This is a genomic window from Streptodolium elevatio (assembly GCF_040649515.1).
GTDB lineage: Bacteria > Actinomycetota > Actinomycetes > Streptomycetales > Streptomycetaceae > Yinghuangia > Yinghuangia elevatio.
Genome location: NZ_JBEZFP010000016.1, coordinates 68,397 through 93,434, shown reverse-complemented (window position 1 = coordinate 93,434; position 25,038 = coordinate 68,397). Strand labels below are relative to the sequence as shown.

The window sequence follows — 25,038 nt, the reverse complement described above, 5'->3', positions numbered from 1 at the left end:
TTCACCTGCGGTCGCTGGCGCTCCCTCCGGCGCAGGAAAGTCTGCTTGGCGGCCTCCGGCCGCTCTCCTCGCTGCGCTCGTCGAACACAACCCCAGTGGGGGTTCCGCATCGCGAGGTGAGGCCCCAGCACGCTCCTGACTGCAGCCTCGGGTTGGGGGCCTCGCGACGGACCGGAACGCACCATGGAGGCGGAGTTGAGTCCAGGGCGCGTGGAGGGGTCTGCACTGTGGGGTGCCTCCCCGTCGTGCTTCTGAGCGCAGCGTCGGGCGGGGCCCAACTCCGCGCTCCGGAAGGGAGCGTGGGGTTGGAGATGGAGGTGGGCCCATGCGTGCAGGGTGCCGCATCGTGAGGTGGGGCCCGTCGGGGTTCCGACTGCAGGGCCCAGGTGAGGACTCCAGCCCGGTTCCGGAACGGAACACGAGGCTGGAGCCGGAGTTGAGTCCGGGGCGCGTGGAGGGTCCGCACTGTGGGGTGCCTCCCCGTCGCTTCTGAGCGCAGCGTTGGGTTGGGGGCTCAACTCCGCGTTTCGGAACGGAACGTGGGGTTGGAGACGGAGTTGAGACCGCTGCGTGTTGGGGGCGCTGCTTGGTGGTTGTGGGGGCTATGCGTTGGCGAGGTCTGCCAGGAGTTTCAGGGCTGTGGGGTCCTTGGTGGTGACGATCATGTCGGTGACGTGCTTGTCGTCGCGCCAGGCGGTGTAGCGGTCGCGGATGCGGTCGGCTGAGCCGACGAGGGCGATCTCGTCGACGAATTCGCTCGGGACGGCGGCGATGGCTTCCTCGCGGCGGCCCTCGAAGAACAGGTCCTGGATGCGGTCGGCGGCGTCCGAGTAGCCGAAGCGGCGCATCAGGTCGGCGTGGAAGTTCTTGGACTTGGCGCCCATGCCGCCGACGTAGAAGCCCATGGCGGCCTTGATGGGGAACATCGCCTTTTCGAGGTCGTCCTCCAGGACGACCTGCACCATAGGCGCGATGCGGAAGCCTTCGGGCTTGTCGCGGAGGGATTCGCCGTAGACGGAGGGGTTGTACGGCGACCAGTGCAGCGGCAGCCAGCCGTCGGCGATCTGCGTCGTCAGGTGCACGTTCTTGGGGCCCTCTGCGCCGAGGAAGAGGGGGATGTCGGCGCGCAGGGGGTGGGTGATGGGCTTGAGCGGCTTGCCGAGGCCCGTGCCGTCCTCGCCGCGGTAGGGGTGCTGCGCGTACCGGCCTTCGAGGGCGACGGGGCCCTCGCGGCGCAGGACCTGGCGGATCACGTCGACGTACTCGCGCGTGAAGGTGAGCGGGCTCTTGGGGAACGGCCGCCCGTACCAGCCCTCGACGACCTGCGGCCCGGACAGGCCGAGGCCGAGCATCACGCGCCCGCCCGACAGGTGGTCGAGTGTGAGCGCGTGCATCGCGGTGGCGGTGGGGGTGCGCGCCGTCATCTGGGTCACCGCCGTGCCCAGGTTGATGCGGGACGTGTTCGCGGCGATCCAGGTGAGCGGTGTGAAGGCGTCGGAGCCCCACGACTCGGCGGTCCAGACCGAGTCGAAACCGAGGCGCTCCGCCTCCTGGGCGGTTTCGACGAAGCCGGCCGAGGGGCCGCGCCCCCAGTACCCGAATGTCAGACCGAGCCGCATCGTGTTTCTCCTCATGGCCGCGGGGACGGCCCCTGAAGGGGCGTCAGGTTCCGCCTGGCACTGTAGAACACGTTTTACTTTGTTGACCATGGGCCCCGGGGCGCCGCCGTACGCGAGGCACCCCGGCACGCGGAACGCCGAGGGGGCGCCCGCCGCGAAACGCGGCGGGCGCCCCCTCGAGAGTGACGCCGGTCACTGTGGGCCGTGGGTGGCCCGGACTACGACTTCTGGATCCCCGAGACGTTCCACAGAACGCCGCGGACGCCGTCGACCTCGACCAGGAGGCCCTGGCCGTGCTGCGCGACCGCGAGGTACCACACGCCCGGGTTGAGCGACCCGGCCGGGGCGTTGGTCTGCGCGTCGACCAGCTGGCGCTGGTCCGGCACCGAGAACCAGTACGGCTGGAAGGACGGGTCCGCCGCCGCGGGCGCGGGGGCCGGCGCCGGGGCACCGCCGTACTGCGCCTGCTGGGGGGCGCCGTAGGGGGCACCCTGCTGCGGCTGGGCACCGTACGGGGCCTGCTGGCCGCCGTAGCCGCCCGCCGGAGCGGCCGAACCGCCGCCACCGAGGCCGAGGGGGGCCTTGAGGGCCGGAACCATCTCGTTCGCGATGACTCCGCCGGCCAGGATCAGCGAGGCGATGATGATGAAGATCGCACCGATGCCCGCCTCGGCACCGTCCGGGATGGCCGCGAGCGACCACAGCGCGTTGAGCGGCGTGACGATCGCGAGCGGCACCGCCCACTGACGCAGGGTCAGGCCGAACAGCACCTGCGGACGCGGCTGCAGGCCGCCCAGGATGTACAGCACGGCCGCCGCGATCGGGATGATCACCTCGGACGTCACGACCGGGGCGAGCTCGCTGGCCCAGGCGTTGCGCGAGAAGTCGCCGACTTCGGCCTTCATGTACGCCAGGAACGAGAAGATGAAGATCAGCAGCGCTGCGACCGCGACGATCGCATCACCGCGAGTGAGTTTCTTGATATCCACTAGTTGGGGTCTCCTCCCGAGGGGGTGGGCGCCGCCAGGGTACGGGGGCGACCCGAATTGCCGCACCGGCCGCGCCCCCGCGCGCTGCCGGTGCATGGGGTTGATGTCTTCCGGTCGGACACTGTGCCAGATCCGGTCGGGGGCGGGTGTCCCGCCGGTCGGGGGGCGACGCGGCAAGGCCCGGATTCATGGGAAAAGTTCGTCTTGCGTCGGGGTGTCGTTACTCTCCGCGCTGGATACCCGAGGTGTCCCACAGCACACCTCGGACTCCGTCCACCTCCACGACCAGGCCGTCGCCCGCGGGCTCCACGGCGAGGTACCAGCTGCCGGGCACCAGGGTGGCGACCGGGGTCTTGTCGAGGCCGCCCACGGGCAGCAGCGGGCGCTCTTCCGGCACCGCGAGCCAGAACTGCGCGAAGTCGGCTGCGGCGGACGGAGCCGGGGTCGAGCCGGGGCCGGAGCCCGGTGCCGAGCCCGGGCCCGAGCCGGAGGACGGTACGGGGGCCGGAGCGGGCATCGGAGCAGGCGCCGCTGCGGGCATGCCGGCTCCGTGGGTCATCGGCGGAGGCATGTGCGCGACGGGCGTCCCGGGCGGCACGACGGGCGCGCCGTACATGCCCGTGCCGTAGCCCGGCTGACCCGGCTGACCCGGCTGACCGGGCTGCTGCGGGATGTACCCCGCGGGGTACGCCGGCGCGGCGATGAACAGCGGGTAGGCGAGCCCCGGGATGCGGTCGATGACGATCAGCAGCAGCGCCATGACCAGCGTGAACGGCAGGATCACGAACGCCCCGAAGCCGTGCTCCAGGTCGATGTTGGAGCCTTCGAACGCTTCGTCCGCGTTGCCGAACACGTTGCCGCCGAGCGACCACAGCGCCGCCCACGCGGCGACGACGGCGAAGGCGGTGGCCCACTGACGCAGCGTCAGCCCGCCGACGGGGCGCTGGTCGGCGTTCACCATGTACCGATGCGCCACCAGGAGCACGAAAGAGATCAACGGAAGCAGGATCACCACGGCCATGAGCGGCCAGTGGTCCTGCGCCCACGCGTTCACGCTGAGCGTGTCGCCGCCGCTCGAACTGTCGTCGTCGTCAAAGCCGCTGGACCGGCCCGAGCCGCCGGCCGAGGCCTTGAAATACGGTGCGAACGACATGCCGAAGATCAGGGCGACACAGACGAAGACGAGACCGTCTCCCCGTGTCATGCCTCTCTGGTTCACGGTTCTCCTCAATGTCGCGATGGGGGACGTAGGCGCGAGGTTCCCGGATGTCCCGTACGCCGCCGCGCGTTCGGAGTGCGGCCGACCGTCACGGCTGACGGGTCCGGGGGAGCTTACGGAAGTTCGTTGCTGCGTGCAGGTCGGGGCGTCCGGTTCACGTCCCCTTCATCAGGAAGTCGCGAATGCCGAACGCGATCCCCTGGGCTGCCTTTTGGCGCCAGACGGGGTCGGTCATGCGGCCGGCGTCACCCGCGTTGCGCATGTTGCCGCACTCGATGAAGACCTTGGGCACCGTGGACAGGTTCAGCCCGCCCAGGTCGTCGCGTACGTCGATGCCGTTCTGTCCCACGTAGTTCGACGGTTTCGCGCCGGTGCTCCGCGCGAACGCCTGGGCCAGCGCGTCGCCGAGGGCTTGCGACGGGACCAGGATCGGGCCAGTGTCCGACCCGCCGCCCTGCACCTTCGCGGGCACGATCACGTGGAACCCGGTGCCGCCGGACGTCGCGCCGTCGCCGTGGATCGACACCACGGCGTCCGCGTGCGCGTCGTTGCCGATGCGTGCCCGTTCGTCCACGCACGGGCCCCACGGCCGGTCGCTGTCCCAGGTGAACACCACGTCGGCGCCCAGCGCGACGAGGACCTGGCGCGTACGGTTGGCCACGTCGACGGTGAACTCCGCCTCGGTGTAACCGCCGTTGGTCTCGGTGCCGGTCTCGTCGCAGTTCTTCCGGAATCCGCCGGCCTCGACCTGGCGGCCGATCTCGGTGGTGTGCCGCGAGTTGCCGGGGTTGTGGCCCGGGTCGATCACCACGGTCTTGCCCGCGAGCGGTCTGGCGTCCGGCGCGCCCGTCCCGGGCGGCGGCGCGGTGCTCGGCGGAACCGCGGGCGGCGGCGGTCCGGGAACGGACGCGGGCGGGCCCTGGGCATTCGGCGGAAGGCCGTCGGCCCGCGGCGGTACGGGTTCGGAGGGCATGCCAACTCCCGTGCTGAGGGGGGAGGTTGCATCCGGCAGGGAGATCTGCGACGAGGATGCGGCGGAGACCGCGTCGGATCCGTCGCCGTCCGGCCAGCCGACCGCCAGTGCCGTACCGCCGACGAGGGCCAGGGCGGCGACGGCGACGGCGACGGTGACGCGGGTACGCCTCCGGTCGGCCTCGCGGCGGTCGCGGGCCTGGCGCCTGGGGGCCGGCGGGCCGTCCCAGGGCTCCCACGGATCGGACGGATCAGATGGCAAGTTCGGTCCTTGTCGGAAGTCCGAAGCGGGTCGCGATGTCGTTCCACGCCTGCACGAACGCCTGCTTGGCGGCGGTCGCCCGGCCGCTCGCGGCGTCCCCGGCATCCTTGCTGGTCTGCCCGGCCCCGCATCCGCTGTCGGCCTGGGCCTGCGCCCAAGCAGCGTAGTGGGCGTCGGCACTCGCCGACTCCCGCCACGCGGTACGCAGGGCCGAGAGCGCGGGGGCCGCCTCCGGCAGCGCGTCGAACTTGAGCGTGTCCAGTTCGGCGAGCAGTGCGTTGCGCGAGTCCGCGGCGCGCGACAGGTCGGAGGCCGCGGCGGTGAGCGCCGTGCAGCCGCTGGCGTTGTTGACCGCGTTGATCACCGACTGGCGCGAGGCACCGCTGTTGTCGAGCAGTCCGCTGAGTGCGGCGGCCTGAGTGCCGGGGTCGCCCGAGGCCGACGGGGACGCGGAGGGCGACGCCGAGGCCGACGGCGAACTCCCGGGCGACGCCGAGGTGTTGCCGGACGGGTTCGCGCTGTCGCCGGGCCGTGCGGGTTGCGTGGTACGCCCGGGCCCGCCGGAGTGACCGGGGCCCGCGGTCGGGCGGCCGGACGAGTCGGCGACGGTGGCGCCGTCGTCGTCCTGCCACGGCTGCATGACGACCACCGTGATCGCGACAGCGAGCAGGACCACGATCGCGGTGATGACGGCGAGGATCCGGACGTTCGAACCGCCGGAATCGCCCGAGCCGTGCTCAGGCGCAGAAGGTTGACCGGGCAAGGGCCGGCCGGCGGTCCCGCCCGGACCCCCGGGACCGCCCGCCGGCGGGGCCGGCGGGATCGGTGCCCAAACGTTGCCGGACGAGGTCGGCATTCCGGCGGCCGTGACAGGTCCGGGTGTTCCGTGCGGGGGAGTGTAGGGGCCCGGGCCGAAGGGGCTCGGCGTGCCGCGCGGCGGCGTCCCCGGCACGGGCATGCCGCGGGGCGGGGTACGCGGACCCGCGGCGGCGTCGGCAAAGGTCGCTCCGCGCGGCATGCGCGGCGGTTCCTGGCTACGGGCGAACCAGCCCGGGGAGACCTCGTCGCCGTCTCCCGAGGCGACATCACCGGGCATGAGCGGGGCGGCCGCGTCCGGCGAGCCAGGCGTACCGGACGAACCGGGTGAAGCGGGCGAGCCCGGAGGGCCGGGCAGCGCGGGCGGTCCCGCCGCTCCCGGCGGCAGCGCGGCCGGACCGCGGACGGTGGGCTGAGACCACGGGCCGGTCGCCTGCGCGGCGCCCGGTCCGGACGGCGTCCCGGCCTCCGGGGCCCGGGGGTTCGCGGCGGGCCGCGCGGGACCGAGGTGGACGTTCGGTGCCTGGGTCGGTCTCGGTGGCGGGCCGCCGGGTCTCGGCGGCGGTCCCCCGGCAGGCGCGGCTCCGGGCGCAGGCGGTGACGCGGGCCCGGCGACGGCGCGGCGCCCCTTGGCCAACCAGTCCCGCGTCGCCGGATCCGTTGCCGGCCGATCCTGCCCGAGCCGGTCCTGCGTCGGCTGGTCCTGCTCAGGACGGTCCTGCGTCGGCCGGTCCTGTGCGGCCGGGACGTTCGCGTCCCGGTCGTGCGCGATCCGGTCCGGCGCCGACCCATCCGGTACGCGCCCGTCCGCTGCCGACGGGTCCTCGGCGGGTGCCCCCGGGGTCCCACCATCCGCCGGGCGGCTTGTCCAGCGACGCGTCGCCGGATCCCAAACCCGCTCGTAGTGCTCGCCCTCGGCCATTTCGGATCCCGTCACGTACGGACCTCGTCGGGGCACTTAGTGTCCCGCCTCGGACACGGCCGTGTCACTGACTTAGTTGATGTTTGCCGGACTTCCCTCACCCCTCGTCGACAAGCCGCCAAACGGCTTGTCGACGAGACGACAAGGTGGCGGCCCTGACTCAGGGCCGGCCGCGGACCCGGCCGCCACCGGGCGGCCGGTTGACGACGGATCAGATCCCGTCGCCGGTACGCCGCAGCACGCGCAGCGACCCGTGCCCCGCGGCCTCCGTGAAGGCGCCCGAGGCGAGCGCCCGCAGGTACACGCGGTACGGCGCCTGGCCGCCGTCCTCCGGGTTCGGGAACACGTCGTGGATCACCAGCAGTCCGCCCTTGGCGACGTGCGGCGCCCATCCCTCGTAGTCGCCGTTCGCGTGCTCGTCGGTGTGGCCGCCGTCGATGAACACCATGCCCACGGGCGTGTTCCACAGCGGGGCGACGGCGCGCGAGTGTCCGACCAGGGCGACCACGTACTCCTCGAGGCCGGCCCGGAACAGAGTGCGGCGGAAGGTGGGCAGCGTGTCCATGACCCCGACCTCGGGGTCCACCAGCGTCGGGTCGTGGTACTCCCAGCCCGGCTGCTGCTCCTCCGAGCCCCGGTGGTGGTCGAGGGTCACGACGACCGTGCCGGCGTCGCGCGCGACCGCCGCGAGAAGGATGGTGGACCGCCCGCAGTACGTGCCGAGTTCCAGGAGCGGGCCGACCTTCGCCGCCTCCACTGCCGCCGCGTAGAGCGCGGCGCCCTCGTCGGCGGGCATGAACCCGACGGCCGAGTCGAAGGCGTCCAGCACGCGCGGGTCGATGGCGCCGCCGTCGGCGGCGGGGCGGTCCGTGGTGCGGTCCGTCATGCGGTCCCCTGCTCTTGAACCTCGGCGCCCCTGTCTTCTTCGGGGCGTGTCGGCGATCATCCTGCCGCAGCGCTCCGCGGGCTGCCGTGTCGAGGGCCACATCCGGCGTCGTACGGGGCTTCGGCCCTCCCCATCAAATGAAACGCGTTCTACTATCGCGGCGACGGCGGCGTTTTCGCGGGCATCGCACGCATCGCAGGTACGGACGTACAGCGAGAGCACTGGAGAGGGCACATGGCGATCGGGATCACGGAGGAGCACCGGGCTCTTGAGGAGTCGGTGCGCGGATGGGTGCAACGTGTTGCACCCATCGGCGAGGTACGCCGCGCCCTGGAGGCCGGGGCCGAGGAGCGCCCCCCGCACTGGGCGGGACTCGCCGAGCAGGGCCTGCTCGGCATGCACATCGCCGAGGAGTTCGGCGGCGCGGGCTACGGGACGGTCGAGGCGGCCGTCGCCTTGGAGCAGGCCGGGTACGCCATGCTCCCCGGCGCCTTCCTGCCGACCGTGCTCGCCTCCGCCGTCATCGGCGCGTCCGGGTCGGCCGAACTGGCGAAGGAGCTGCTGCCCGGCATAGCCGAGGGCGCCACGATCGCGGCCGTCGCGCTGGAGCCGTCCGGCCTGACCGCCGCGTCCGCCGAGGGCGGCCTGACCGTGTCCGGCACGGCGAAGCCGGTACTCGGTGCGGTGGCCGCCGACCTGCTGGTGCTGGCGGCCCGCCGGGCGGACGGCGCCGACGTGTGGTTCGTCGTCGACGCGGCCTCGACCACGATCCGCGAGCTGAAGAGCGTCGACCCGACGCGCCGCAGTGCCGAGGTCGTCCTCGACGCCGTGACGGTCCCCGCGTCCCGCGTGCTGTCCGGTGTGGACGCCGCGCTGGTCCGCGACCACGCCGCGGTCCTGCTGTCGGCGGAGGCGTGCGGCGTCGCCGCGTGGGCGCTCGACTGCGCGACCGAATACGCCAAGGTGCGCGAGCAGTTCGGGCGGCCCATCGGCCAGTTCCAGGCCGTCAAGCACATGTGCGCCGACATGCTGGTCCGTGTCGAGCAGTCGCGCGCGGTCACCTGGGACGCCGCACGTGCGCTCGGCGAGGACGCCGCCACGCGCGGGCTCACCGCCGCGATCGCCGCGACGTACGCGATCGAGGCCGCGTTCACGACCACCAAGGACTGCGTGCAGATCCTCGGCGGCATCGGCTTCACGTGGGAGCACGACGCGCACATCTACCTGCGCCGCGCGCTGACCCTGCGTCAGTACGCGGGCCCGGGCGCCGCCCACAAGCTGCGCGTCACCGAGCTGGCCGCCGCGGGCGCCCGCCGCGAGCTGGTACTCGATCTGCCGGAGGACGCCGAGGAGTTGCGCGAGCGGACCCGCGCGGCCATCGCACCGGCGGTGGGCAAGAGCGCCGACGAGGCACGCATCGCGCTGGCGCCGACCGGCTATGCGGCGCCGTACCTGCCCGCGCCCTACGGGCTCGGCGCCGGCGCCGTCGAACAGCTGGTGATCCAGCAGGAGATGAAGGCCGCGGGCATCCGCCTCAAGGACATCACGATGGGCAACTGGGTGCTGCCGTCGGTCCTCGCGTACGGCACGCCCGAGCAGCAGGAGAAGTTCGCGCTCACGACGCTGCGCGGCGACTTCCAGTGGTGCCAGATGTTCTCCGAGCCGGGTGCCGGTTCCGACCTCGCGTCGCTCACCACGCGCGCGACGAAGGTCGACGGCGGCTGGCTGATCAACGGCCAGAAGGTGTGGACGTCTCGGGCCCAGGACTCCGAGTGGGGCATCCTGCTCGCCCGCACGTCGCCGGAGAAGCCGAAGCACGACGGTCTGACGTACTTCATCGTCGACATGGCCTCGCCGGGCCTGGACATCAGGCCGCTGAAGGAGATCAGCGGCCTGGCGATGTTCAACGAGATCTTCATCGAGGACCTGTTCGTCCCCGACGAGATGGTGGTCGGCGAGGTCGACGGCGGCTGGCAGGTCGCGCGCAACACGCTCGGCAACGAGCGCGTGCACATGGGCGCGGACTCGTCGTTCGGGGCGGGCATCGAGAACCTGGTCGCGGCGGTCGCGGGCCCCGCGGGCGAGTTCGTCGACGGCGGCTATCGCGAACGCCTGGGCGCGCTGATCGCGGAGGCGTCGTCGCTCGCGCTCATCGGCCTGCGCACCACGATGGCGCAGATCTCCGGCCTGGAGGCCGGCCCGGGCGCCTCGGTGCGCAAGTTGGTCGGTACGCCCCACCAGCAGCGCGAGTCGGAACTGAGCCTGGAGATCCTCGGTGCGCTCGGCGCGGTCGACGAGGACGCCGGCGCGCGCGCCTCGTTCGGGTTCCTGATGAGCCGCTGCCTGACCATCGCGGGCGGTACGACGCAGGTGCAGCTGAACGTGGTCGGCGAACGAATTCTCGGTCTGCCCCGTGACCCGGCGCCCGCCGAGAAGTAACTTGATCGAGTCTAGCTTTTTCTGGGAGGGCGGTTCCGTGTCCAACAAGGTCTTCATCGTCGGCGTCGGCATGACCAAGTTCGAGAAGCCGGAGAGCAAGGACTGGCAGTACTACGACATGGCCAAGGAGGCCGGCGAGAAGGCGCTGGCCGACGCGGGCATCTCGTACGACCTCGTCGAGCAGGCCCCGGTCGGCTACAGCTTCGGTGCGTCGACGCAGGGCCAGCGGGCCGTGTACGAGATCGGCCTGACCGGCATCCCGGTCTACAACGTCAACAACAACTGCGCGACCGGCTCCACGGCGCTGATGATGGCCCGTCAGTTCGTCGAGGGCGGCCTCAACGACTGTGTGCTCGCCATCGGCTTCGAGAAGATGACCAAGGGCGCGATGGGCGGCGGCACCGGCGAGGGCGGCTTCGCCACCAGCCCGGTCGGCCGCCACTACGGCATCATGGCCAAGGCGTACCCGTTCGAGATGACGCCGCCCACCGCGCAGATCTTCGGCAACGCGGCGCGCGAGCACATGGACCGCTACGGCACCACCGAGGAGCAGATCGCCCTCGTCGCGGTCAAGAACCACAAGCACTCGGTCAACAACCCGTACGCGCAGTTCCAGGACGAGTACTCGCTCGCCGACATCCTGGCCGCGCGCGAGATCCACAAGCCGCTCACCAAGCTGCAGTGCTCGCCGACCTCGGACGGCGCGGCGGCGGCCGTGGTGGTCAGCGAGCGGTTCGTGATCGAGCACGGGCTCCAGGACAAGGCGATCGAAATCGTCGCGCAGACCATGACCACCGACACCGGCGAGGCGTTCGACGGCTCGGTGATCAACGTGGTCGGCAAGCCGATGTCGCGCGCGGCTGCCGAGAAGGTCTTCGCGACGTCCGGGCTGACCATCGACGACGTCGACGTCATCGAGCTGCACGACTGCTTCTCGATCAACGAGATCCTGACGTACGAGGCGCTCGGCATGGCGGCGGACGGCGAGGGCGGCAAGCTCATCGCGGACGGCGCGACCACGTACGGCGGCAAGTGGGTCGTCAACCCGTCGGGCGGCCTGATCTCCAAGGGCCACCCGCTCGGCGCGACCGGGCTCGCGCAGGCCGCCGAGATCACCTGGCAGCTGCGCGGCGAGGCGGACGCCCGCCAGGTGGCCGAGGCCAAGGTGGGCCTCACCCACAACATCGGCCTCGGCGGTGCCGCGGTCGTGGGGCTGTACCGGCGCGGCCAGTTCTGACAGCCGGTCCTGGCAACCGGATCCGACAACCGGTCCGGGCAGCCGGGTTCGACTGCCGGTTGTGTCGACGGCGCCTGTCGACGGGGCCTGTCGGCGGGACCCGTGAGACTGAGACCGCACCTCGGGTCGTGAGGGCCTGAGGTGCGCAGGAGGGGGTGTACGGTTTTTCCCGTACGCCCCCTCTCTGCATGATGTAAGACCCTCCGCACACCCCCTCAGGTCTGGACAGCTCCGCCGCCGTGCCCACCGCTCCACCGCCCGCGAACGCCCCCGCCGACCTGCGCGGGGACTGCGCGAACTGCTTTGCGCTCTGCTGCGTCGCACTGCCCTTCGCGAAGTCGGCGGACTTCGCCGCCGACAAGCCCGGCGGCACACCGTGCGGCAACCTGCGCCCCGACCACACCTGCGGCATCCACGCCGACCTGCGCCGCGAGGGGTTCTCCGGCTGCACGGTCTTCGACTGCTTCGGGGCCGGCCAAAAGGTCTCGCAGATCACCTTCGCCGGCCGGTCGTGGCGTGGGTCGCCGGACGTCGCCCGGCCGATGTTCGACGTCTTCCCGGTCATGCGGCAGCTGCACGAACTCCTCTGGTACCTCACGGAAGCGGTCGAACTGCCCGCCGCCCGCCCGCTGCTCCCGGACCTGCGCCGCGCCCTGGCGGAGATCGAGCGCCTGACTCTGCTGGGCCCCGGTGAGCTCGCGCGCCTCGACGTCGCCGCGCACCGCGCCCCGGTCGGCGAACTGCTGGCCCGGACCAGCGAACTCGCGCGCGCGGAGGTCGGCGGAAAGCGCAAGAACCGCAGGGGAGCCGACCTGATGGGGGCGAAGCTGCGCGGCGCGGACCTGCGCGGGGCGAGTCTGCGCGGGGCGTACCTGATCGGCGCCGATCTGCGCGGCGCCGACCTGCGGCTGGCGGACGTGCTGGGCGCCGACTTCCGCGACGCCGACGTGTCGGGGGCGGACCTCACGGGTGCGGTGTTCCTGACTCGGCCGCAGGTCGCCGCGGCGCGCGGGGACGCGCGTACGAGACTTCCGGCCCGCGTCGGGAGGCCCGCGCATTGGGAGCGCTGACGAGGTCTACCGCGCCGGGCCGTTCGGCGGCCACAATGCCGCGATGGTGCCTGCCCTCGTGATGGCGGCGATCGGCCTCGTGCTCGCGGTGCTGGGCTTCGGTGTCCTGCGCGACGGCCTGCTGCCGATCCGCGACGCGCTCATCCTGCGGCGGCGCGGAGTGCGCGTCACGGGCGACCTGATGCGGTACGAGCACCTCCCGGTACTGCGCCGCGGCCGCTACCGCGGCTCCGAAGTGCCCGTCTACCGCTTCCCGTTGACGGACGGCGGCTTCTGGGAGGCGCGGTCGATCACCGCGGTCCGGGCCACCGTGCGCGGTTCGGGTACACGCGTCGAGGTCGTGTACGACCCCGAGGACCCGGACCGCGTCACCGGTCCGATCCGCCACCGCGGCCATGTCGGCACCGCGTTCGTCCTCCTCCTGGGCCTGGTGGCGCTGGGCTTGTTCGTGTTCCTGTGGACGACGGCGCTGACGCACGTTGCCTAGGACCAAGGTCCGCCCTGGTCTGGCGGAATTTGGGCACGTGGGCCGGCGCCCTCGGGGGCGTTCGCGGTCAGTCCTCCAGGAACTCGAAGTCCAGGCGGGCCAGGCGGTCGGGGTCGGCGAGGATGTCCATCTCGATGATGCGGCCGTCCGCGATCGTGAGGCCCGCGACCGAAAGCGGCCTGCCCTCGGGGACGTTGACGATGCCGATGCCGCCGTTCACGGAGACGAGCCGGCCCGCGTGCGCGAAGTCGCGGAACCTGAGCGCCTGTTCGGCTACCGCCCGGGCGCCGCGTACCACCTGCGAGACGCCCAACTTGCCCGCGCCGACGTCCGCGCGCAGGACGACGTCCGGGTCGAGGACCCGCAACAGTGCCTCGAAGTCGCCTTCGCGGGAGGCGGACAGGAACGCCTCGACCACCGCGCGCTGCTTGGCCCGGTCCGCCTCCGGCTCGGGTGTCTGGCCCCGTACGCGCCGTCGCGCGCGGCTCGCCAACTGCCGGGCGGCGGCGGGCGTACGGCCGACGATGGGTGCGATGTCGTCGAACGGCACCGCGAACATGTCGTGCAGCACGAAGGCCAGCCGCTCGGCGGGCGGCAGCGTCTCCAACACCACGAGCAGCGCGAGCCCGACGGAGTCCGCCTGCACGGACTCGTGTTCGGGGTCGCCTTCCGCGCTGCCCACGATCGGGTCGGGAACGCGGGTGCTCTCCAGCGGGGATTCGCGCCGGTGCGTACGCGAACGCAGCATGTCGAGGCAGACCCGTCCGACGACCGTGGTCAGCCAGCCCCCGAGGTTCCCCACCTCGTCGGCGTTCGACCGCGACAGCTTGATCCAGGCCTCCTGCACCGCGTCCTCGGCCTCGCTGAGCGAGCCGAGCATCCGGTACGCCACGGCCCGCAAATGGGCGCGGTTCTCCTCGAAGCGCTCGGCAAGGAAGTCCTTGTCGTCCATGCGTGCCATCTCCTCCGCGGTCACCCGCACCGTCCGCGCCGCGCGGTCCGTCCTGTGCGGTCCCTCGGAGCACTGACGCGCGCGGCGGCCGGGATGTGACAAGGCCGGTCGTACGGACGTCCGAACGCCGGGGCCGAAGGGCCGGCCCAGGCGGCGGTCCGAGCCACGGCCGAGCGGCGCTCAGGGCGTGGGCTGTCCGGTGCCCGCCAGTCGGACCGTCCGCTCGATGCCGACGAGGGCGGCGCGCTGGGCGGGACTCAGCAGACCGGTGAAGTGCCGGTGCACGGAAGCCAGATGCCCGGGTGCGGCCTGGTCGTACGCCTCGCGCCCCTGGTCGGTGAGCACCACGTCGTCGCCCCGCCCGTCGCGTTCGCACGGCTCGCGGGCGATCAGGCCGCGAGCCTCCATACGGCCGAGTTGGCGCGAGAGGCGGCTGTGCGCCCAGTGCAGATGGGCGGCGAGACCCCGGACGCGGATGCAGGAATCGGGGCCGGTCATCGCGGCGAGCGCGGCCAGGACCTCGTAGTCGGGCATGGACAGGCCCGACTGCTGCTCGAGTTCGCGGGCGACCGCGGCGTCGACGAACTGGTGCAGGCGGCGGTACGCGTCCCAGGCGGCGGCGATGTCCGCGTCCGTCTCCGGGGGCGTGGCCGCGTCCGGGGACCGGCGCGCGGGCGCGCCAGGTGCCGGTCCTGGCTTCGGGGCGCCGGCGGTTCGAGGTGAGGAGGGCATGGGGCCAGCCTACAAAGAAGTTCGTGACATGTAACCGATCACTGTGTAGGTTGTTGGTTACATGTAACGAATCTTTCCGAGGAGAGTGCTTCATGGCCGGCAGGGAACAGTTCGTCAAGGTCGGTGCGGGCGGCAGCGTCGAACTCTTCACCGAGGCGTTCGGCGATCCGGCGGACCCGGCCGTGCTGCTCGTCCACGGCGCCGGACACTCGGCCGCCGCCTGGGACGACGAGTTCGTCGCCCGCCTCGTGCACGGCGGCCGCCATGTGGTGCGGTACGACAGCCGCGACGCCGGCCGGTCCACCGCGAGTCCGGTGGGCGAGCCGGACTACGACCTGCGTACGCTCGTGGCCGACGCGGCCGAGCTGATCGCCGCACTCGGCATCGCCCCGGCGCACGTCGTGGCCATGTCGCAGGGCGCCGCCGTCGGCCAACTGCTGGCGCTGGACCACCCGGAGTCCGCGGCCACGCTGACATTGGCGTCCTCGACACCGGGCGGGCCGGGCCACGAGGCCGGCGACCTGCCGCCGATGACCGAGGCCCTCACGGCGATCTTCGCCGAGGGCTCCGAGGAGGAGCAGGCGGGTCCGGACTGGTCGGACCGGGAGGCCGTGGTTGCCTACCTGGTCGACGCGGAGCGCCCGTTCGCCGGCCGCTCCCATCCGTTCGACGAGGACGGCGTGCGCGCGACGGCGGAGCGCATGGTCGACCGGGCGGGCGCCATCGCGGCGCAGGTCACCAACCCGTTCTTGATCGACGCCGGAGAGCCGTGGCGGGCCCGGCTCGCGAACATCGCGGTGCCGACCCTGGTCCTGCACGGCACCGAGGACCCGCTCTTCCCGCTCGGCCACGGCCACGCGCTGGCCGCGGAGATTCCGGGAGCGCGCTTCGTCGCGATGCCCGCGACAGGGCACGAGGTGTTCCCGCGCGCTCTGTGGGACACGGTGGTTCCCGAGATCCTCGCGCACACCGGCTAAACCGCATGCCGAAGGGCCGTGCCGGAGAAGTCCGGCAGTTGCTCAAGCCCGGCGGCGGGTCAGAGCCAGCTGACGCGGGCGTTGGTGACCGGCTCGGGCCCCGGGGGCAGGGCGAGTTCGCCGCCCCGGATGCGGTCGAGCAGGGTGCGGACGGCGTCCACGATCTGCGGTACGGCCGCGCGTAGTTCCGCCGCGTCGGCCAGGGTGATCTCGTCCGGTGCCGCGCCCGCCTTGGCGAGCAGCCCTTCGGGATCCGCGAGACGCTTGGCCACCCACGCCAGCGGGTCGGCGGACAACTCCTCGACGAACACCCGGTGGCCGGGCTCCCATCCGTCGAACCGCGGGTGGTGGTGCGTCCGGTCGAAACTGCCGGCCGGTCCGGCGACGGACTCCAGGAGGTCGGCGCGCCACAGCGGGCGGTCGACGGTGATCGGGCGGGCGGAGTAGATGGATCCGTGCAGTTTGCCCGCCGCGAGCAGGCGCAGCTCCAGGCGTACGCCCCGCTCCGCGCCCTCCTGCCCCTCCTCGGGCTCGGGATCGACGAAGTACAGGTCGCTCACGATCACGCCGAGACGCTCGAAACCGAACGCGTAGAACATGGCACACCGTCCCCTCACCGCAGTTGCGCGCCCGCGGCGTCGCGTCACCGCGTCGCCGCCCACGCGCATGCCGACGTCCGACCGACCGGCTCATCGTCGCACGCGCCGGGATACGTGTCCCAGGACCGCAGCCGGAGGCGCGGGTACCGGATAGCGTTGCGGCGGGGTGGCCGGAAACGACCGAGCAGGGGGGCCCGTGAGACGAGCACGGCGACTGGCGACGTGGCTGTTGGCGGCCGCGATCGTGCAGACGGCAGTGGCGGGTTGCGCGAGCGGTGGCGACCGCGGCGGCGCCGCACCGGGTACGCCGGCTCCGGCCGCGGCGCCGGTCTCGGCTCCGGACATGTCAACCGGTGCGCCGCCCCTGGGGAGCGCCCCGCCGACGACGGTGCCCACCACGCCACCGGCTCCCGAGACCCCCACGGCGACCGGGACGCCCCCGGCGGAATCTCCGTCGGCCACGGCGAAGCCGACCACCGCGAGCCCGAGTGCGCGGCCCCCGGCGACGACGCGCCCGCCCGCGCCCGCCACCACGGCCGCCAAGCCCGTTCCGCCCGCTTTCCCGGTGCCCGTGCAGCTGGGCGACGCCCGGCAGTTGATCACCGTGACGGCCCGCGGCTCGTACGCCACGGTCGCCACCTGGCAGCGGCAGGCGGACGGGAGCTGGACCAGGCTGACCGTCACCGAGAACGCGCGGATCGGCGCGAACGGCGTGGTGCCGGGGGCGTCACGCACCCAGAACACGAGTACGACGCCGAGTGGGACGTACACCCTCACCGAGGCGTTCGGCATCAACGCGGACCCGGGCACGGCGATGCCGTACACGCGTGTGGGTGCCGACCACTGGTGGGTGCAGGACAACAACTCGGCCTACTACAACCAGATGCGACTCGGATCGCAGGGCGGCTTCGACCGAACCCTGCCGGAGAGCGCCACGAACGGCTCGGAGCGCCTCGCCCGGCACGACCCGGCGTACCGCTACTCGGTGGTGATCGACTTCAACCGCTCCCCGGCGGTGCGGTACCGCGGTGCGGGGATCTTCCTGCACGTGAACGGCTCCGGCGCGACCGCGGGCTGCGTGTCCGTGCCGCAGGACTTCCTTGCCGCCACACTGCGCTGGCTGGACCCGGCGCAGCATCCCCGCATCGCCATCGGGTAACGCCGGGAGGTCGCGCGGAAATGCGATGTCCGTCCCCGTGAGCGGCGTGGTAGCCATAGGCGCATGGTGTCCACAGACCGTCTCGTCGCCTTCGCGGCCATGTCCTTCCTCCTCATCATCATTCCCGGACCCAGCGTCCTGTTCGTCGTGGGCCGGGCCCTGGCGCAGGGGCGCCGGGCCGCGCTGACGACGGTCGTCGGCAACACGCTGGGCGCGTACGTGCTGGTCGTGGCGGTCGCCCTCGGCGTCGGCTCGGTCGTGGAGCGCTCGGTGCTGGTGTTCACGATGCTGAAGTTGGCCGGGGCCGCGTACCTCGTCTATCTCGGCGTCAAGGCGATACGCCAACGCGGTTCGCTGCACGCGGCCTTCGCGGGCGAGACCCCGCGCCACGGGACGTGGCGCACGCTGGGTGAAGGCTTTGCGGTCGGGGTCGCCAACCCCAAGACCATCGTGTTCTTCGCCGCCGTGCTCCCGCAGTTCGTCGACCGGGGCCAGGGTCACGTGGTGCTGCAAATGCTGCTGCTGGGCCTGGTGTTCAACGCCATAGCGATCGTCTTCGACAGCATCTGGGGACTGACCGCGGCCACCGCCCGGGGCTGGTTCGCCGACTCGCCGCGCCGCCTGGCCGCGGTCGGGGGCGCGGGCGGCCTGACCATGATCGGGCTGGGCGTGACGATCGCCGCAACCGGCCGCAAGGACTGACCCGACGGTTCGAGATTGCGAGCGTCGGCGACGGCCCGGCGCGCGTCCGATCCCCCGGGGCGAGGCCAAGCGTGCCCTCCGCGCCGCGGTCCAGGCCCGCGGCGTGGTGGTGGGCCCCCACGCGGCGGCGCACGTCGAGTGCACGCTCGCTCTCGTCGAGACGGTCCGGAACCGCCCCGCGCGCGCCGCCCGGGCCCTGGCCGACGCCCGTGCGCTCGCCCCCGGTCTGCCGCGCATTGCCGCGGTCGAACGCTGGTGCGGCGAGAGCGCCGTGCCCTTGGGCCCGCACGCCGTTTCGGAACCCGCGCTGGAGTAGCGCGCGCCGCCGCCTGCCGGGGCGGGGCGGGTCAGATGTGGGGGGAGGGGTGGAACGTGCCGCCGTACATCGGCAGCTTGATGTCCTGGCCGTACGCGGCGAGTTGGTGCCAGGGGCGGTTGAGGGCGTTGGAGCCGTGGGTGCGCGTGCGGGGGACGGCGTCCAGGTCCAGGATGTCGACGAGGACTTCGTCGGTGGGTCCGGCCTGCTGGCGTACCGTGCCCTCGGGGTCGACGATGCAGCTCTGGCCCACGGCGGCGGGCGCGGCGGCGTTCAGATTGACGACGTAGACCTGGTTGGTCCAGGCGTTGGCGCGGGCGCAGACGAGTTCCATCTCGCGGTCGCGCGTGGTGGTGAGCGTGGGCTGGATGACGACCTCGGCCCCGAGCCAGGCGAGTTGCCGGGCGGTCTCGGGGAACGAGCCGTCGTAGCAGATGGCGAGGCCCACGCGGGTGTCCAGAGCGGGAAGGTCGAAGACGACGAACTCGCTTCCGGGGGCAGTCTGTTCGTACGGCTGCCAGGGGAACACCTTGCGGTACCGGGCGGCGATCTCGCCGTCGGGTGAGACGGCGATTGCGGTGTTGTAGATGGTGCCGTCGTCGGCGCGTTCGTAGAGGGTGCCGGGGACCAGCCACAGGCCCGTCTCGCGGGCCAGCGCGCAGAGGCCGTCGGTGAGCGGCCCCGGGATCGGGACGGCGGCTTGCTCCATCCAGTCCGCACGTGCCTCCAGGAGCGGGGCCTCGGCGGCGAGGAACAGCTCGGGGGCGACGAGGAGTTGCGTCTGCGGGAACGTCGTCTTCGTGGCCCGCACCTGGGCGGCGAAGCGCTCCCAGGTGGCGTCCAGGTCGTGGGGGACGGGGGAGGTCTGGAGCGCGGCGATCGCAAGGGTGCGGTTGCCGGTGTGCTTGCGGGTGCGGTGCATGAGGTGCCGGGTCTCCGGGAGTTCGTGGCGCCGGGTGGTCGCCGGGGGTGCCAGGGGCCAGGGGATTGCGAGGGGGCGAGGGAGCCAGGGGTGCGAAGGAGGTCGAGGGCGAGGTCGCGGCGGGTTCCCGGGGCAGGGGACCGGGGCCGGTCTACTCGTCGGTGACGGTGACTTCGGTGACGGTGCGGCGTCCGTCGCGGAAGAAGCCGGGGTAGCGGGTCCGGGCGAACAGCGCCGCGGCGGCGCCGAGCAGGATCGTGCCGATGCCGAGGATGAAGACGCCGCCCACACCGCCGAGCGAGGTGTAGCCGTAGTCGGGGTCGAACATGTCGTACGCGCTGCGGGTGAAGGCGGCGAGCATCATCAGGCCGCCGACCACCGGGAGGACGCCGCGCAGGAGCAGGTTGCGCGTCGAGTCGCGCAGCGTACGCCGGAAGTGCCACGCGCAGGCGAGGCCGGTCACGCCGTAGTAGAACGCGATGAGCAGCCCGATGCACAGGATCGCGTCGCCGAGGAAGTCCTCGGAGAGCAGCGTGAGCGCGGCGAGGGTGGCCGCCGCCGCGGCGCCGAAGAAGACGGTGCCGGTGGTCGGGGTGCGGAAGCGCGGGTGCACGCGGGCGAACGACTTCGGCAGCGCGCCGTGTGCCGACATCGACAGGGTGGCGCGCGAGCTGCCGACCACGCAGGTCAGCAGTGCCGAGATGGCCGAGACGCAGACCGCGAGCTCCACGACCTTGGCGAAGGACTCCCCGACGACGGGCGACCCGAGGGTGGCCAGGACGTCTGAGGCGTTGTCCGCGCTGCCGAGCCCCAGGCCCTCGGTGCCGGTGCCCGCGAACGAGATCGCCGCGAAGGCGGTGAACAGGTACGTCGCGAGCAGCACCAGCGTGGAGATGACCGCGGCCTGCCCCGGAATCCGGGACTTGTCGGTGGTCTCCTCGTTGACCGTGATCAGCGCGTCCCACCCCCAGTAGATGTACAGGCACAGCAGCACGGCCTCGGAGAAGGCGCCGGTGCCGTCGAAGCCGAACGGGTTCAGCCACGACAGCGACGGCGCCGCCGCGCCGTCGCGCGCGAAGGCGGCTATACCGAAGCCGGCCAGGGCGATGAGCTGGAGTCCGAGCAGCAGGTACTGCACCACCGCGGCGAGCTGGATGCCCCGGTAGGCGACGGCCGTCACCAGCGCCAGCACGACCGCCGCCGTCACGGTGACCGCGAGGCTGTCGTCGGCGAGCGAGTGCAGGCCCAGGAAGTCGAGCAGGTACGTCGAGCCGACCTGGGACAACGCCGTCATCGCGATCACCGTCGCGCACTGCACGACCCAGCCCCCCGCGAGCCACCCGGCGAACGGCCCGAACGTCCGGGTGTTCCAGACGAAGGTCGTGCCGCAGTCCGGCATCTCCCGGTTCAGCTCGCGGAACGCGAACGCGGTGAGCAGGATCGGGACGAACCCCAGCAGCAGCGCGGCCGGCGCGAAGTCGCCCGCGACGAGCGTCACGAAGCCGAGCGTGACGGCGATGCTGTACGCCGGGGCGACCGACGACAGCCCGAGCGCGACGGAGGCGGCGAGCCCGACCGACCCGGTACGCAGCCCCTTGTCGGACAGGGCCGGGCCGGTGCCGGGGGACGGGTGCGGCGGCGGATCGTCGCGTACCGGGTCGGTGATCACAGCGCCTCCTGAGGGATTCTTTAAACGAGAGTTTCTTTAAACGAGCATTTAAGGAACCTGTGAGGATCCCGTCAAGAGGGGGCTATGTATCGTTGTGGTCAACTTCAGGGAATGGGCAGGACCCCTCGTGGCGAACCCCGGCACGGCCCGGGCGGACCCACGTGGACCCAAGCGGGACCAAATAGACACAAATGGGTTCAAGTGGACTCGGGCGGGCTCAGGCGGACAAGGAGGTCGGGGCGCGGTGGCACGGCGCAAGGACCAGGACGGGCGGCGCGCGCAGCTCGGCGAGGCCGCCCAGCGGGCGCTGGTGAGCCGCGGGCTGGAGGGCCTGCGGCTGCGGGACGTCGCGGAGGAGGCCGGGGTCACCCCGGCGGCGGTCCTGTACTACTACGAAGACCTCGACGCGCTGATGTACGAGACCTTCCAGCAGGCCATGGAGCGCTTCTGCGGCGCCCGCGAGGCGGCCGTCGAGGGCGTCGAGGACGCCGCCGAGCGCCTGCGCATCTGCATCGAGTCCGGCGTCGCGTCCGGGCCCGACGACCGCCTCGTGCGGATGCTCTTCGAGTTCTGGCCGCGCAGCCTCCGCGACCCCAAGGCGGCGGCCCTCGACAGTGTGCTGATGGAGCGTCAGGCGGCGGTCTACTACGGCGTGCTGATCCTCGGGCAGGCGCAGGGCACGTTCACGCTCACCGATCCGCCGAGGATGCTCGCGGCGAGTTTCGTGGCGCTGGAGGACGGCTACCAGATGGAGATCCTCGCGGGGCGCCGTACCCGTGCCGAAGTCATCGGTGCGGTGCGGTCGTTCGCGTCGGCGGTGACGGGTCACCGGCTGGGCTGACACGGGCCGGCGCCGGGCCTTTTCCGGGGGTCGGGGCGGACACAACATGCTTGACTTCATCCACTAACGGGATCACGATGTGCCCTGCATCGGCCCTGCCAGGGCCGCTTGCCCACCCGGCGCATCCCCTGGAGTCAATCTTGACGGTGTCCGACGACTCGGTCCTTGCCGATGCCCTGGCCGACTGGTTCACCGCCGTGCGGCCGAACGCCGGCGACGTCGTGGTCTCCGACGTACGGCGGCCCAGCGGGAGCGGGTTCTCCGCCGACACGGTCTTCTGCACCGCGACCTGGACCGAGGCCGGCGCGCGCACCGCGCACCCCCTCGTGCTGCGCCGGGAGAGCACCGGCCCGGCGATGTACCCGCAGCAAGTCCCCGGGTTCGACGTCGAGATCGACTTCCAGTACCGGGTGATGTCGGCCCTGCACGGCAGCGGCGCCGACATCCCCCTCGCCGGACTGCTGGGCTACAACCCCGACCCGAGGCCGCTCGGCGCGCCGTTCTTCCTCATGGAGTTCGTCGCCGGACAGGTCCCCGTCGAGAACCCGCCGTACCCGGTCGAGGGCTTCTTCCGGGACGCCGCCCCCGAGCAGCGCACCGCGATGATCGACGACGGGCTGCGCGTGCTCGCCGCACTCCACACCCTCGACTGGCGCGCGGCCGGACTCGAATGGCTGGTGCCCGAGGCCGAGACACCTTCCCCGGTGACGCAGTTCCGGATCTGGGAGGACTGCGCGGACAAGGAACTGCGCGGCCGCGAGCATCCGGTGCTCGACCAGGCCCGTGCCTGGCTGCGCGAACGGCTCCCGGCCGCGTCCGCCGCCTGCGCGCCGGACGCCTTCTCGTGGGGCGACGCCCGCCCCGGCAACATGATCTGGCGCGACTTCCGGTGCGTCTGCGTCACCGACTTCGAGGCCGCCGCGATCGCCGCGCCCGAGCTGGACCTCGGCTGGTGGCTCATGTTCGACCGTGCGTCGCACGAGGCGATCGGCGTCCCCCGGCTGCCCGGCGAGCCCACCCGCGAGGAGCAACGCGCCGCCTACGCCGCCCACTCCGGCCGCGACGTCGCCGAGACCCACGTCTGGGAGGTGCTGGCCGCAATGCGCTACACGGTCATCGTCATACGCGCGATGAACCGCGCCGAGGACCGCGGCCTCATGCCGCCCGGACGCACCATCTGGCGGGACAACCCGGCGTCCGCCTGCCTGGCCCAACTGCTCGACGCGCAGGAGTAGTCGGGCAACCCGGCTGCCGCGCCCGAACCCGAGCGGGCGGCCGGAAAGAGCACATGGAGGAAGAACGTCATGGAGCATTCCGAGGCAGCCGACCGCGCGACGGACGGCAAGGCACCGCTGCACGACCGCCGGGTCCTGGTCGTCGGCGCGTCGTCCGGCATCGGACGGGCCCTCGCCCGGCACGCCGCCCAGGCCGGCGCCCGGGTCGTCCTGGCCGCCCGCCGCGCCGAGTTGCTGGCCGAGGCCGCCGACGAGGCCGGCCCCGACGCGATACCGGTCACCTGCGACGTCCTTGACCAGACGTCGATCGACGCACTCGCCGCCCGCATCGGCGACGAACTCGGCGGACTCGACGCCCTGGTCTACGCGACCGGCGTCGATCCGCTGGTACGGATGGCCGACGCCGACGCGGACCTGTGGGGACGCGTCCTCGCCACGAACGTCGTCGGCGCCTCGCTCGTCTGCCGGGCCGTGCTGCCCCACCTGGAGGAGTCGCGGGGTCGCGCGGTGTTCCTCTCGGCGTCCGCGGTCGGGCGTCCGCTGCCGGGCATGGGGCCGTACGACGCCAGCAAGGCCGCGCTGGAGGAGATGGTGCGCGCGTGGCGGGCCGAGCACGCCGGCATGTGCTTCGCCTCCGCCGGGGTGGGGCCCGTGCTGGGCACCGGCGTACACGCCGAATGGGACCGGGACTTGCTGGGCGAGCTGGCCGGCGTCTGGGAGAACCGCGGCTACCTCTACGACAACGGGCCCGGCTGGATGAGCGTGGACGATGCCGCCGCCGGCATTCTGAACGCCCTGACGGCGCCCGTCTGCATGCACGACTTCGACGTCCTGCCCCTGCCCGGAGCCGCCGCCGGGTGACCGCGGCGGCCCTCGGCCGTCAGCGCGGCCGGTCGGCGGCCGCCGCCCGGCGTCAGCGCTTGGCGGCGGTACGACGCGACCCGTCGCCCTCCGACGCGTCGTGGAGCGGCCGCGGGGCGGGCACCGTCGCCAGGGCTTCGGCCACGACGTCCGCCGCCCCGGCGCCGGCGAGTTCGGCGTCCGGGGTGAGCAGGAGCCGGTGGGTCAGGACCGGGCCGGCCAGGGCCTTGACGTCGTCGGGCACCGCGTACGCCCGCCCCGCGGCGGCCGCCCGCACGCGCGCCGCCCGGACCAGCGCGACGCTGCCCCGGGGCCCGGCCCCGAGCCGGACGTGCGGGGACCCCCGCGTGGCGGCGGCGAGGCGTACCGCGTAGTCGCCCACCGGCCGGGCGACCGCGACCGTCGAACGGACGAAGTCGGTGAACTCGGCGACGTGGTGCGCGGTGGCGATCACCGGCAGGCGGTCGACCGCCGCCGACCCGGAGTCCCCGCACGCCACGTCCACTTCCGACACATGGTCCGGATACCCGAGCGACAGGCGCATCAGGAAGCGGTCGAGCTGCGCCTCGGGGAGCGGATAGGTGCCGGCCATGTCGACCGGGTTCTGCGTCGCCACCACGATGAACGGCCGCGGTACGGCGTGCGCCGTCCCGTCGACCGTGACCCGGCCCTCCTCCATCACCTCCAGCAGCGCGGACTGCGTCTTCGGCGACGCGCGGTTGATCTCGTCGGCGATGACGATGTTGGTCAGGACCGGTCCGGGCATGAACACGAAGTCGCCGGACTGCGGCCGGAACACCGAGACCCCGGTGATGTCCGAGGGCAGCAGGTCGGGCGTGAACTGGATGCGGCGGCAGTCCGCTCCGAGCGACGCGGCCAGCGCCCGGGCCAGCGTCGTCTTCCCGGTTCCCGGCACGTCCTCCAGCAGCAGGTGCCCTTCGGCGAACAACGCGGTGAGGGCCAAGTCGACGACCTCGCGCTTGCCCTTCACGACACGCTCGATGTTGTCGCCCAGGGCCTGGAAGCACTCGCGGAACAACGGGAGCGCCGAGGCACCGGGGGATCCGTCGGGAAAGGGCTCGGACGCGGGGCCGGTCGGCGGGACCGGGGCCGGAACGGGAGCGGACGACGACGAGAGGCTCACTCTGTGATCGT

Annotated in this window: 24 protein-coding genes; 12 read left to right on the top strand and 12 right to left on the bottom strand. The window is 72.6% G+C overall.

Annotated elements, in window-relative coordinates:
- Positions 1-602: 602 nt before the first annotated feature.
- The 5 genes from AB0C36_RS09185 to AB0C36_RS09165 all read right to left on the bottom strand — a co-directional run bounded on the left by AB0C36_RS09185 (position 603) and on the right by AB0C36_RS09165 (position 5,737).
- On the bottom strand, positions 603-1,619 hold the full coding sequence (locus AB0C36_RS09185; RefSeq protein ID WP_358351534.1) for an LLM class F420-dependent oxidoreductase: 1,017 nt from the start codon (positions 1,617-1,619) through the stop codon (positions 603-605).
- A 218-nt stretch (positions 1,620-1,837) separates the two neighbouring features.
- Positions 1,838-2,608, bottom strand: a complete 771-nt coding sequence (locus AB0C36_RS09180) for a hypothetical protein (RefSeq protein WP_358351531.1) — start codon at positions 2,606-2,608, stop codon at positions 1,838-1,840.
- Positions 2,609-2,828: 220 nt separating this feature from the next.
- Positions 2,829-3,812, bottom strand: coding sequence for a hypothetical protein (locus AB0C36_RS09175; protein WP_358351542.1), 984 nt, complete (start codon positions 3,810-3,812; stop codon positions 2,829-2,831).
- A 169-nt stretch (positions 3,813-3,981) separates the two neighbouring features.
- Entirely contained in the window at positions 3,982-5,061 is a 1,080-nt protein-coding gene (locus AB0C36_RS09170) for an N-acetylmuramoyl-L-alanine amidase (protein ID WP_358351528.1), read from the bottom strand.
- Positions 5,051-5,737, bottom strand: a complete 687-nt coding sequence (locus AB0C36_RS09165; protein WP_358351525.1) for a hypothetical protein — start codon at positions 5,735-5,737, stop codon at positions 5,051-5,053. The genes AB0C36_RS09170 and AB0C36_RS09165 overlap by 11 nt, the downstream gene beginning before the upstream one ends.
- Positions 5,738-5,987: 250 nt before the next feature.
- On the opposite strand from AB0C36_RS09165, the gene AB0C36_RS09160 reads away from it, so the two are divergent.
- The gene (locus AB0C36_RS09160; RefSeq protein WP_358351522.1) at positions 5,988-6,293 is read left to right on the top strand and encodes a hypothetical protein; all 306 of its coding nucleotides are present in this window, start codon (positions 5,988-5,990) and stop codon (positions 6,291-6,293) included.
- Positions 6,294-7,010: 717 nt separating this feature from the next.
- Here the strand turns inward: AB0C36_RS09160 and AB0C36_RS09155 are convergent.
- Entirely contained in the window at positions 7,011-7,685 is a 675-nt protein-coding gene (locus AB0C36_RS09155) for a class I SAM-dependent methyltransferase (RefSeq protein ID WP_358351519.1), read from the bottom strand.
- A gap of 234 nt (positions 7,686-7,919) precedes the next feature.
- Here AB0C36_RS09155 and AB0C36_RS09150 point away from each other — a divergent pair, with 234 nt between their 5' ends.
- The 4 genes from AB0C36_RS09150 (at position 7,920) to AB0C36_RS09135 (ending at position 12,918) form a co-directional block, all read left to right on the top strand.
- Positions 7,920-10,124, top strand: a complete 2,205-nt coding sequence (locus AB0C36_RS09150; RefSeq protein WP_358351517.1) for an acyl-CoA dehydrogenase family protein — start codon at positions 7,920-7,922, stop codon at positions 10,122-10,124.
- 37 nt (positions 10,125-10,161) lie between these two features.
- Positions 10,162-11,361, top strand: coding sequence for a lipid-transfer protein (locus AB0C36_RS09145; protein ID WP_358351514.1), 1,200 nt, complete (start codon positions 10,162-10,164; stop codon positions 11,359-11,361).
- 239 nt (positions 11,362-11,600) lie between these two features.
- The gene (locus AB0C36_RS09140; protein WP_358351511.1) at positions 11,601-12,431 is read left to right on the top strand and encodes a pentapeptide repeat-containing protein; all 831 of its coding nucleotides are present in this window, start codon (positions 11,601-11,603) and stop codon (positions 12,429-12,431) included.
- 43 nt (positions 12,432-12,474) lie between these two features.
- Positions 12,475-12,918: a DUF3592 domain-containing protein gene (locus AB0C36_RS09135; protein ID WP_358351508.1), complete on the top strand. Its 444-nt coding sequence runs from the start codon at positions 12,475-12,477 to the stop codon at positions 12,916-12,918.
- A 67-nt stretch (positions 12,919-12,985) separates the two neighbouring features.
- Here AB0C36_RS09135 and sigJ read toward each other — a convergent pair whose 3' ends face one another.
- Positions 12,986-13,870, bottom strand: a complete 885-nt coding sequence (sigJ, locus tag AB0C36_RS09130) for an RNA polymerase sigma factor SigJ (RefSeq protein WP_358351506.1) — start codon at positions 13,868-13,870, stop codon at positions 12,986-12,988.
- 180 nt (positions 13,871-14,050) lie between these two features.
- Positions 14,051-14,602, bottom strand: coding sequence for a MarR family winged helix-turn-helix transcriptional regulator (locus tag AB0C36_RS09125; protein ID WP_358351504.1), 552 nt, complete (start codon positions 14,600-14,602; stop codon positions 14,051-14,053).
- 92 nt (positions 14,603-14,694) lie between these two features.
- On the opposite strand from AB0C36_RS09125, the gene AB0C36_RS09120 reads away from it, so the two are divergent.
- Positions 14,695-15,579: an alpha/beta fold hydrolase gene (locus tag AB0C36_RS09120; protein WP_358351502.1), complete on the top strand. Its 885-nt coding sequence runs from the start codon at positions 14,695-14,697 to the stop codon at positions 15,577-15,579.
- 59 nt (positions 15,580-15,638) lie between these two features.
- Here the strand turns inward: AB0C36_RS09120 and AB0C36_RS09115 are convergent, their stop codons facing one another.
- Positions 15,639-16,178: a hypothetical protein gene (locus AB0C36_RS09115; RefSeq protein ID WP_358351499.1), complete on the bottom strand. Its 540-nt coding sequence runs from the start codon at positions 16,176-16,178 to the stop codon at positions 15,639-15,641.
- A 196-nt stretch (positions 16,179-16,374) separates the two neighbouring features.
- On the opposite strand from AB0C36_RS09115, the gene AB0C36_RS09110 reads away from it, so the two are divergent.
- The 3 genes from AB0C36_RS09110 to AB0C36_RS09100 all read left to right on the top strand — a co-directional run bounded on the left by AB0C36_RS09110 (position 16,375) and on the right by AB0C36_RS09100 (position 18,355).
- Entirely contained in the window at positions 16,375-17,337 is a 963-nt protein-coding gene (locus AB0C36_RS09110) for a L,D-transpeptidase family protein (protein WP_358351496.1), read from the top strand.
- Positions 17,338-17,400: 63 nt separating this feature from the next.
- A complete protein-coding gene (locus AB0C36_RS09105) occupies positions 17,401-18,039 on the top strand; it encodes a LysE family translocator (protein ID WP_358351494.1) in 639 nt (212 codons plus the stop codon).
- 103 nt (positions 18,040-18,142) lie between these two features.
- Positions 18,143-18,355 carry a hypothetical protein gene (locus AB0C36_RS09100; RefSeq protein ID WP_358351491.1) on the top strand — a complete coding sequence of 71 codons (213 nt, stop codon included), beginning with the start codon at positions 18,143-18,145 and terminating at the stop codon, positions 18,353-18,355.
- A gap of 31 nt (positions 18,356-18,386) precedes the next feature.
- On the opposite strand, the gene AB0C36_RS09095 is transcribed toward AB0C36_RS09100, so the two are convergent.
- Together AB0C36_RS09095 and AB0C36_RS09090 are read right to left on the bottom strand one after the other, a co-directional pair.
- Positions 18,387-19,277, bottom strand: coding sequence for a carbon-nitrogen hydrolase family protein (locus AB0C36_RS09095; protein WP_358351488.1), 891 nt, complete (start codon positions 19,275-19,277; stop codon positions 18,387-18,389).
- A 151-nt stretch (positions 19,278-19,428) separates the two neighbouring features.
- Positions 19,429-20,946 carry an APC family permease gene (locus AB0C36_RS09090; protein ID WP_358351486.1) on the bottom strand — a complete coding sequence of 506 codons (1,518 nt, stop codon included), beginning with the start codon at positions 20,944-20,946 and terminating at the stop codon, positions 19,429-19,431.
- Between the two features lie 244 nt (positions 20,947-21,190).
- On the opposite strand from AB0C36_RS09090, the gene AB0C36_RS09085 reads away from it, so the two are divergent.
- The 3 genes from AB0C36_RS09085 to AB0C36_RS09075 all read left to right on the top strand — a co-directional run bounded on the left by AB0C36_RS09085 (position 21,191) and on the right by AB0C36_RS09075 (position 23,883).
- A complete protein-coding gene (locus AB0C36_RS09085) occupies positions 21,191-21,787 on the top strand; it encodes a TetR/AcrR family transcriptional regulator (RefSeq protein WP_358351484.1) in 597 nt (198 codons plus the stop codon).
- A gap of 140 nt (positions 21,788-21,927) precedes the next feature.
- Complete coding sequence (locus tag AB0C36_RS09080; RefSeq protein ID WP_358351481.1) at positions 21,928-23,022, top strand: phosphotransferase family protein; 1,095 nt, start codon at positions 21,928-21,930, stop codon at positions 23,020-23,022.
- Between the two features lie 69 nt (positions 23,023-23,091).
- Positions 23,092-23,883, top strand: coding sequence for an SDR family oxidoreductase (locus AB0C36_RS09075; protein ID WP_358351478.1), 792 nt, complete (start codon positions 23,092-23,094; stop codon positions 23,881-23,883).
- Positions 23,884-23,935: 52 nt separating this feature from the next.
- Here AB0C36_RS09075 and AB0C36_RS09070 read toward each other — a convergent pair whose 3' ends face one another.
- Positions 23,936-25,027, bottom strand: coding sequence for an AAA family ATPase (locus tag AB0C36_RS09070; protein WP_358351475.1), 1,092 nt, complete (start codon positions 25,025-25,027; stop codon positions 23,936-23,938).
- Positions 25,028-25,038 lie beyond the last annotated feature (11 nt).

What these genes read in the sequence shown, in the direction of transcription:
- AB0C36_RS09185 (WP_358351534.1), bottom strand. Translation starts at nt 1,619, where the DNA reads ATGCGGCTCGGTCTGACATTCGGGTACTGGGGGCGCGGCCCCTCGGCC.
- AB0C36_RS09175 (WP_358351542.1), bottom strand. Translation starts at nt 3,812, where the DNA reads ATGACACGGGGAGACGGTCTCGTCTTCGTCTGTGTCGCCCTGATCTTC.
- AB0C36_RS09155 (WP_358351519.1), bottom strand. Translation starts at nt 7,685, where the DNA reads ATGACGGACCGCACCACGGACCGCCCCGCCGCCGACGGCGGCGCCATC.
- AB0C36_RS09150 (WP_358351517.1), top strand. Translation starts at nt 7,920, where the DNA reads ATGGCGATCGGGATCACGGAGGAGCACCGGGCTCTTGAGGAGTCGGTG.
- AB0C36_RS09135 (WP_358351508.1), top strand. Translation starts at nt 12,475, where the DNA reads ATGGTGCCTGCCCTCGTGATGGCGGCGATCGGCCTCGTGCTCGCGGTG.
- sigJ (WP_358351506.1), bottom strand. Translation starts at nt 13,870, where the DNA reads ATGGACGACAAGGACTTCCTTGCCGAGCGCTTCGAGGAGAACCGCGCC.
- AB0C36_RS09125 (WP_358351504.1), bottom strand. Translation starts at nt 14,602, where the DNA reads ATGCCCTCCTCACCTCGAACCGCCGGCGCCCCGAAGCCAGGACCGGCA.
- AB0C36_RS09120 (WP_358351502.1), top strand. Translation starts at nt 14,695, where the DNA reads ATGGCCGGCAGGGAACAGTTCGTCAAGGTCGGTGCGGGCGGCAGCGTC.
- AB0C36_RS09115 (WP_358351499.1), bottom strand. Translation starts at nt 16,178, where the DNA reads ATGTTCTACGCGTTCGGTTTCGAGCGTCTCGGCGTGATCGTGAGCGAC.
- AB0C36_RS09105 (WP_358351494.1), top strand. Translation starts at nt 17,401, where the DNA reads ATGGTGTCCACAGACCGTCTCGTCGCCTTCGCGGCCATGTCCTTCCTC.
- AB0C36_RS09095 (WP_358351488.1), bottom strand. Translation starts at nt 19,277, where the DNA reads ATGCACCGCACCCGCAAGCACACCGGCAACCGCACCCTTGCGATCGCC.
- AB0C36_RS09075 (WP_358351478.1), top strand. Translation starts at nt 23,092, where the DNA reads ATGGAGCATTCCGAGGCAGCCGACCGCGCGACGGACGGCAAGGCACCG.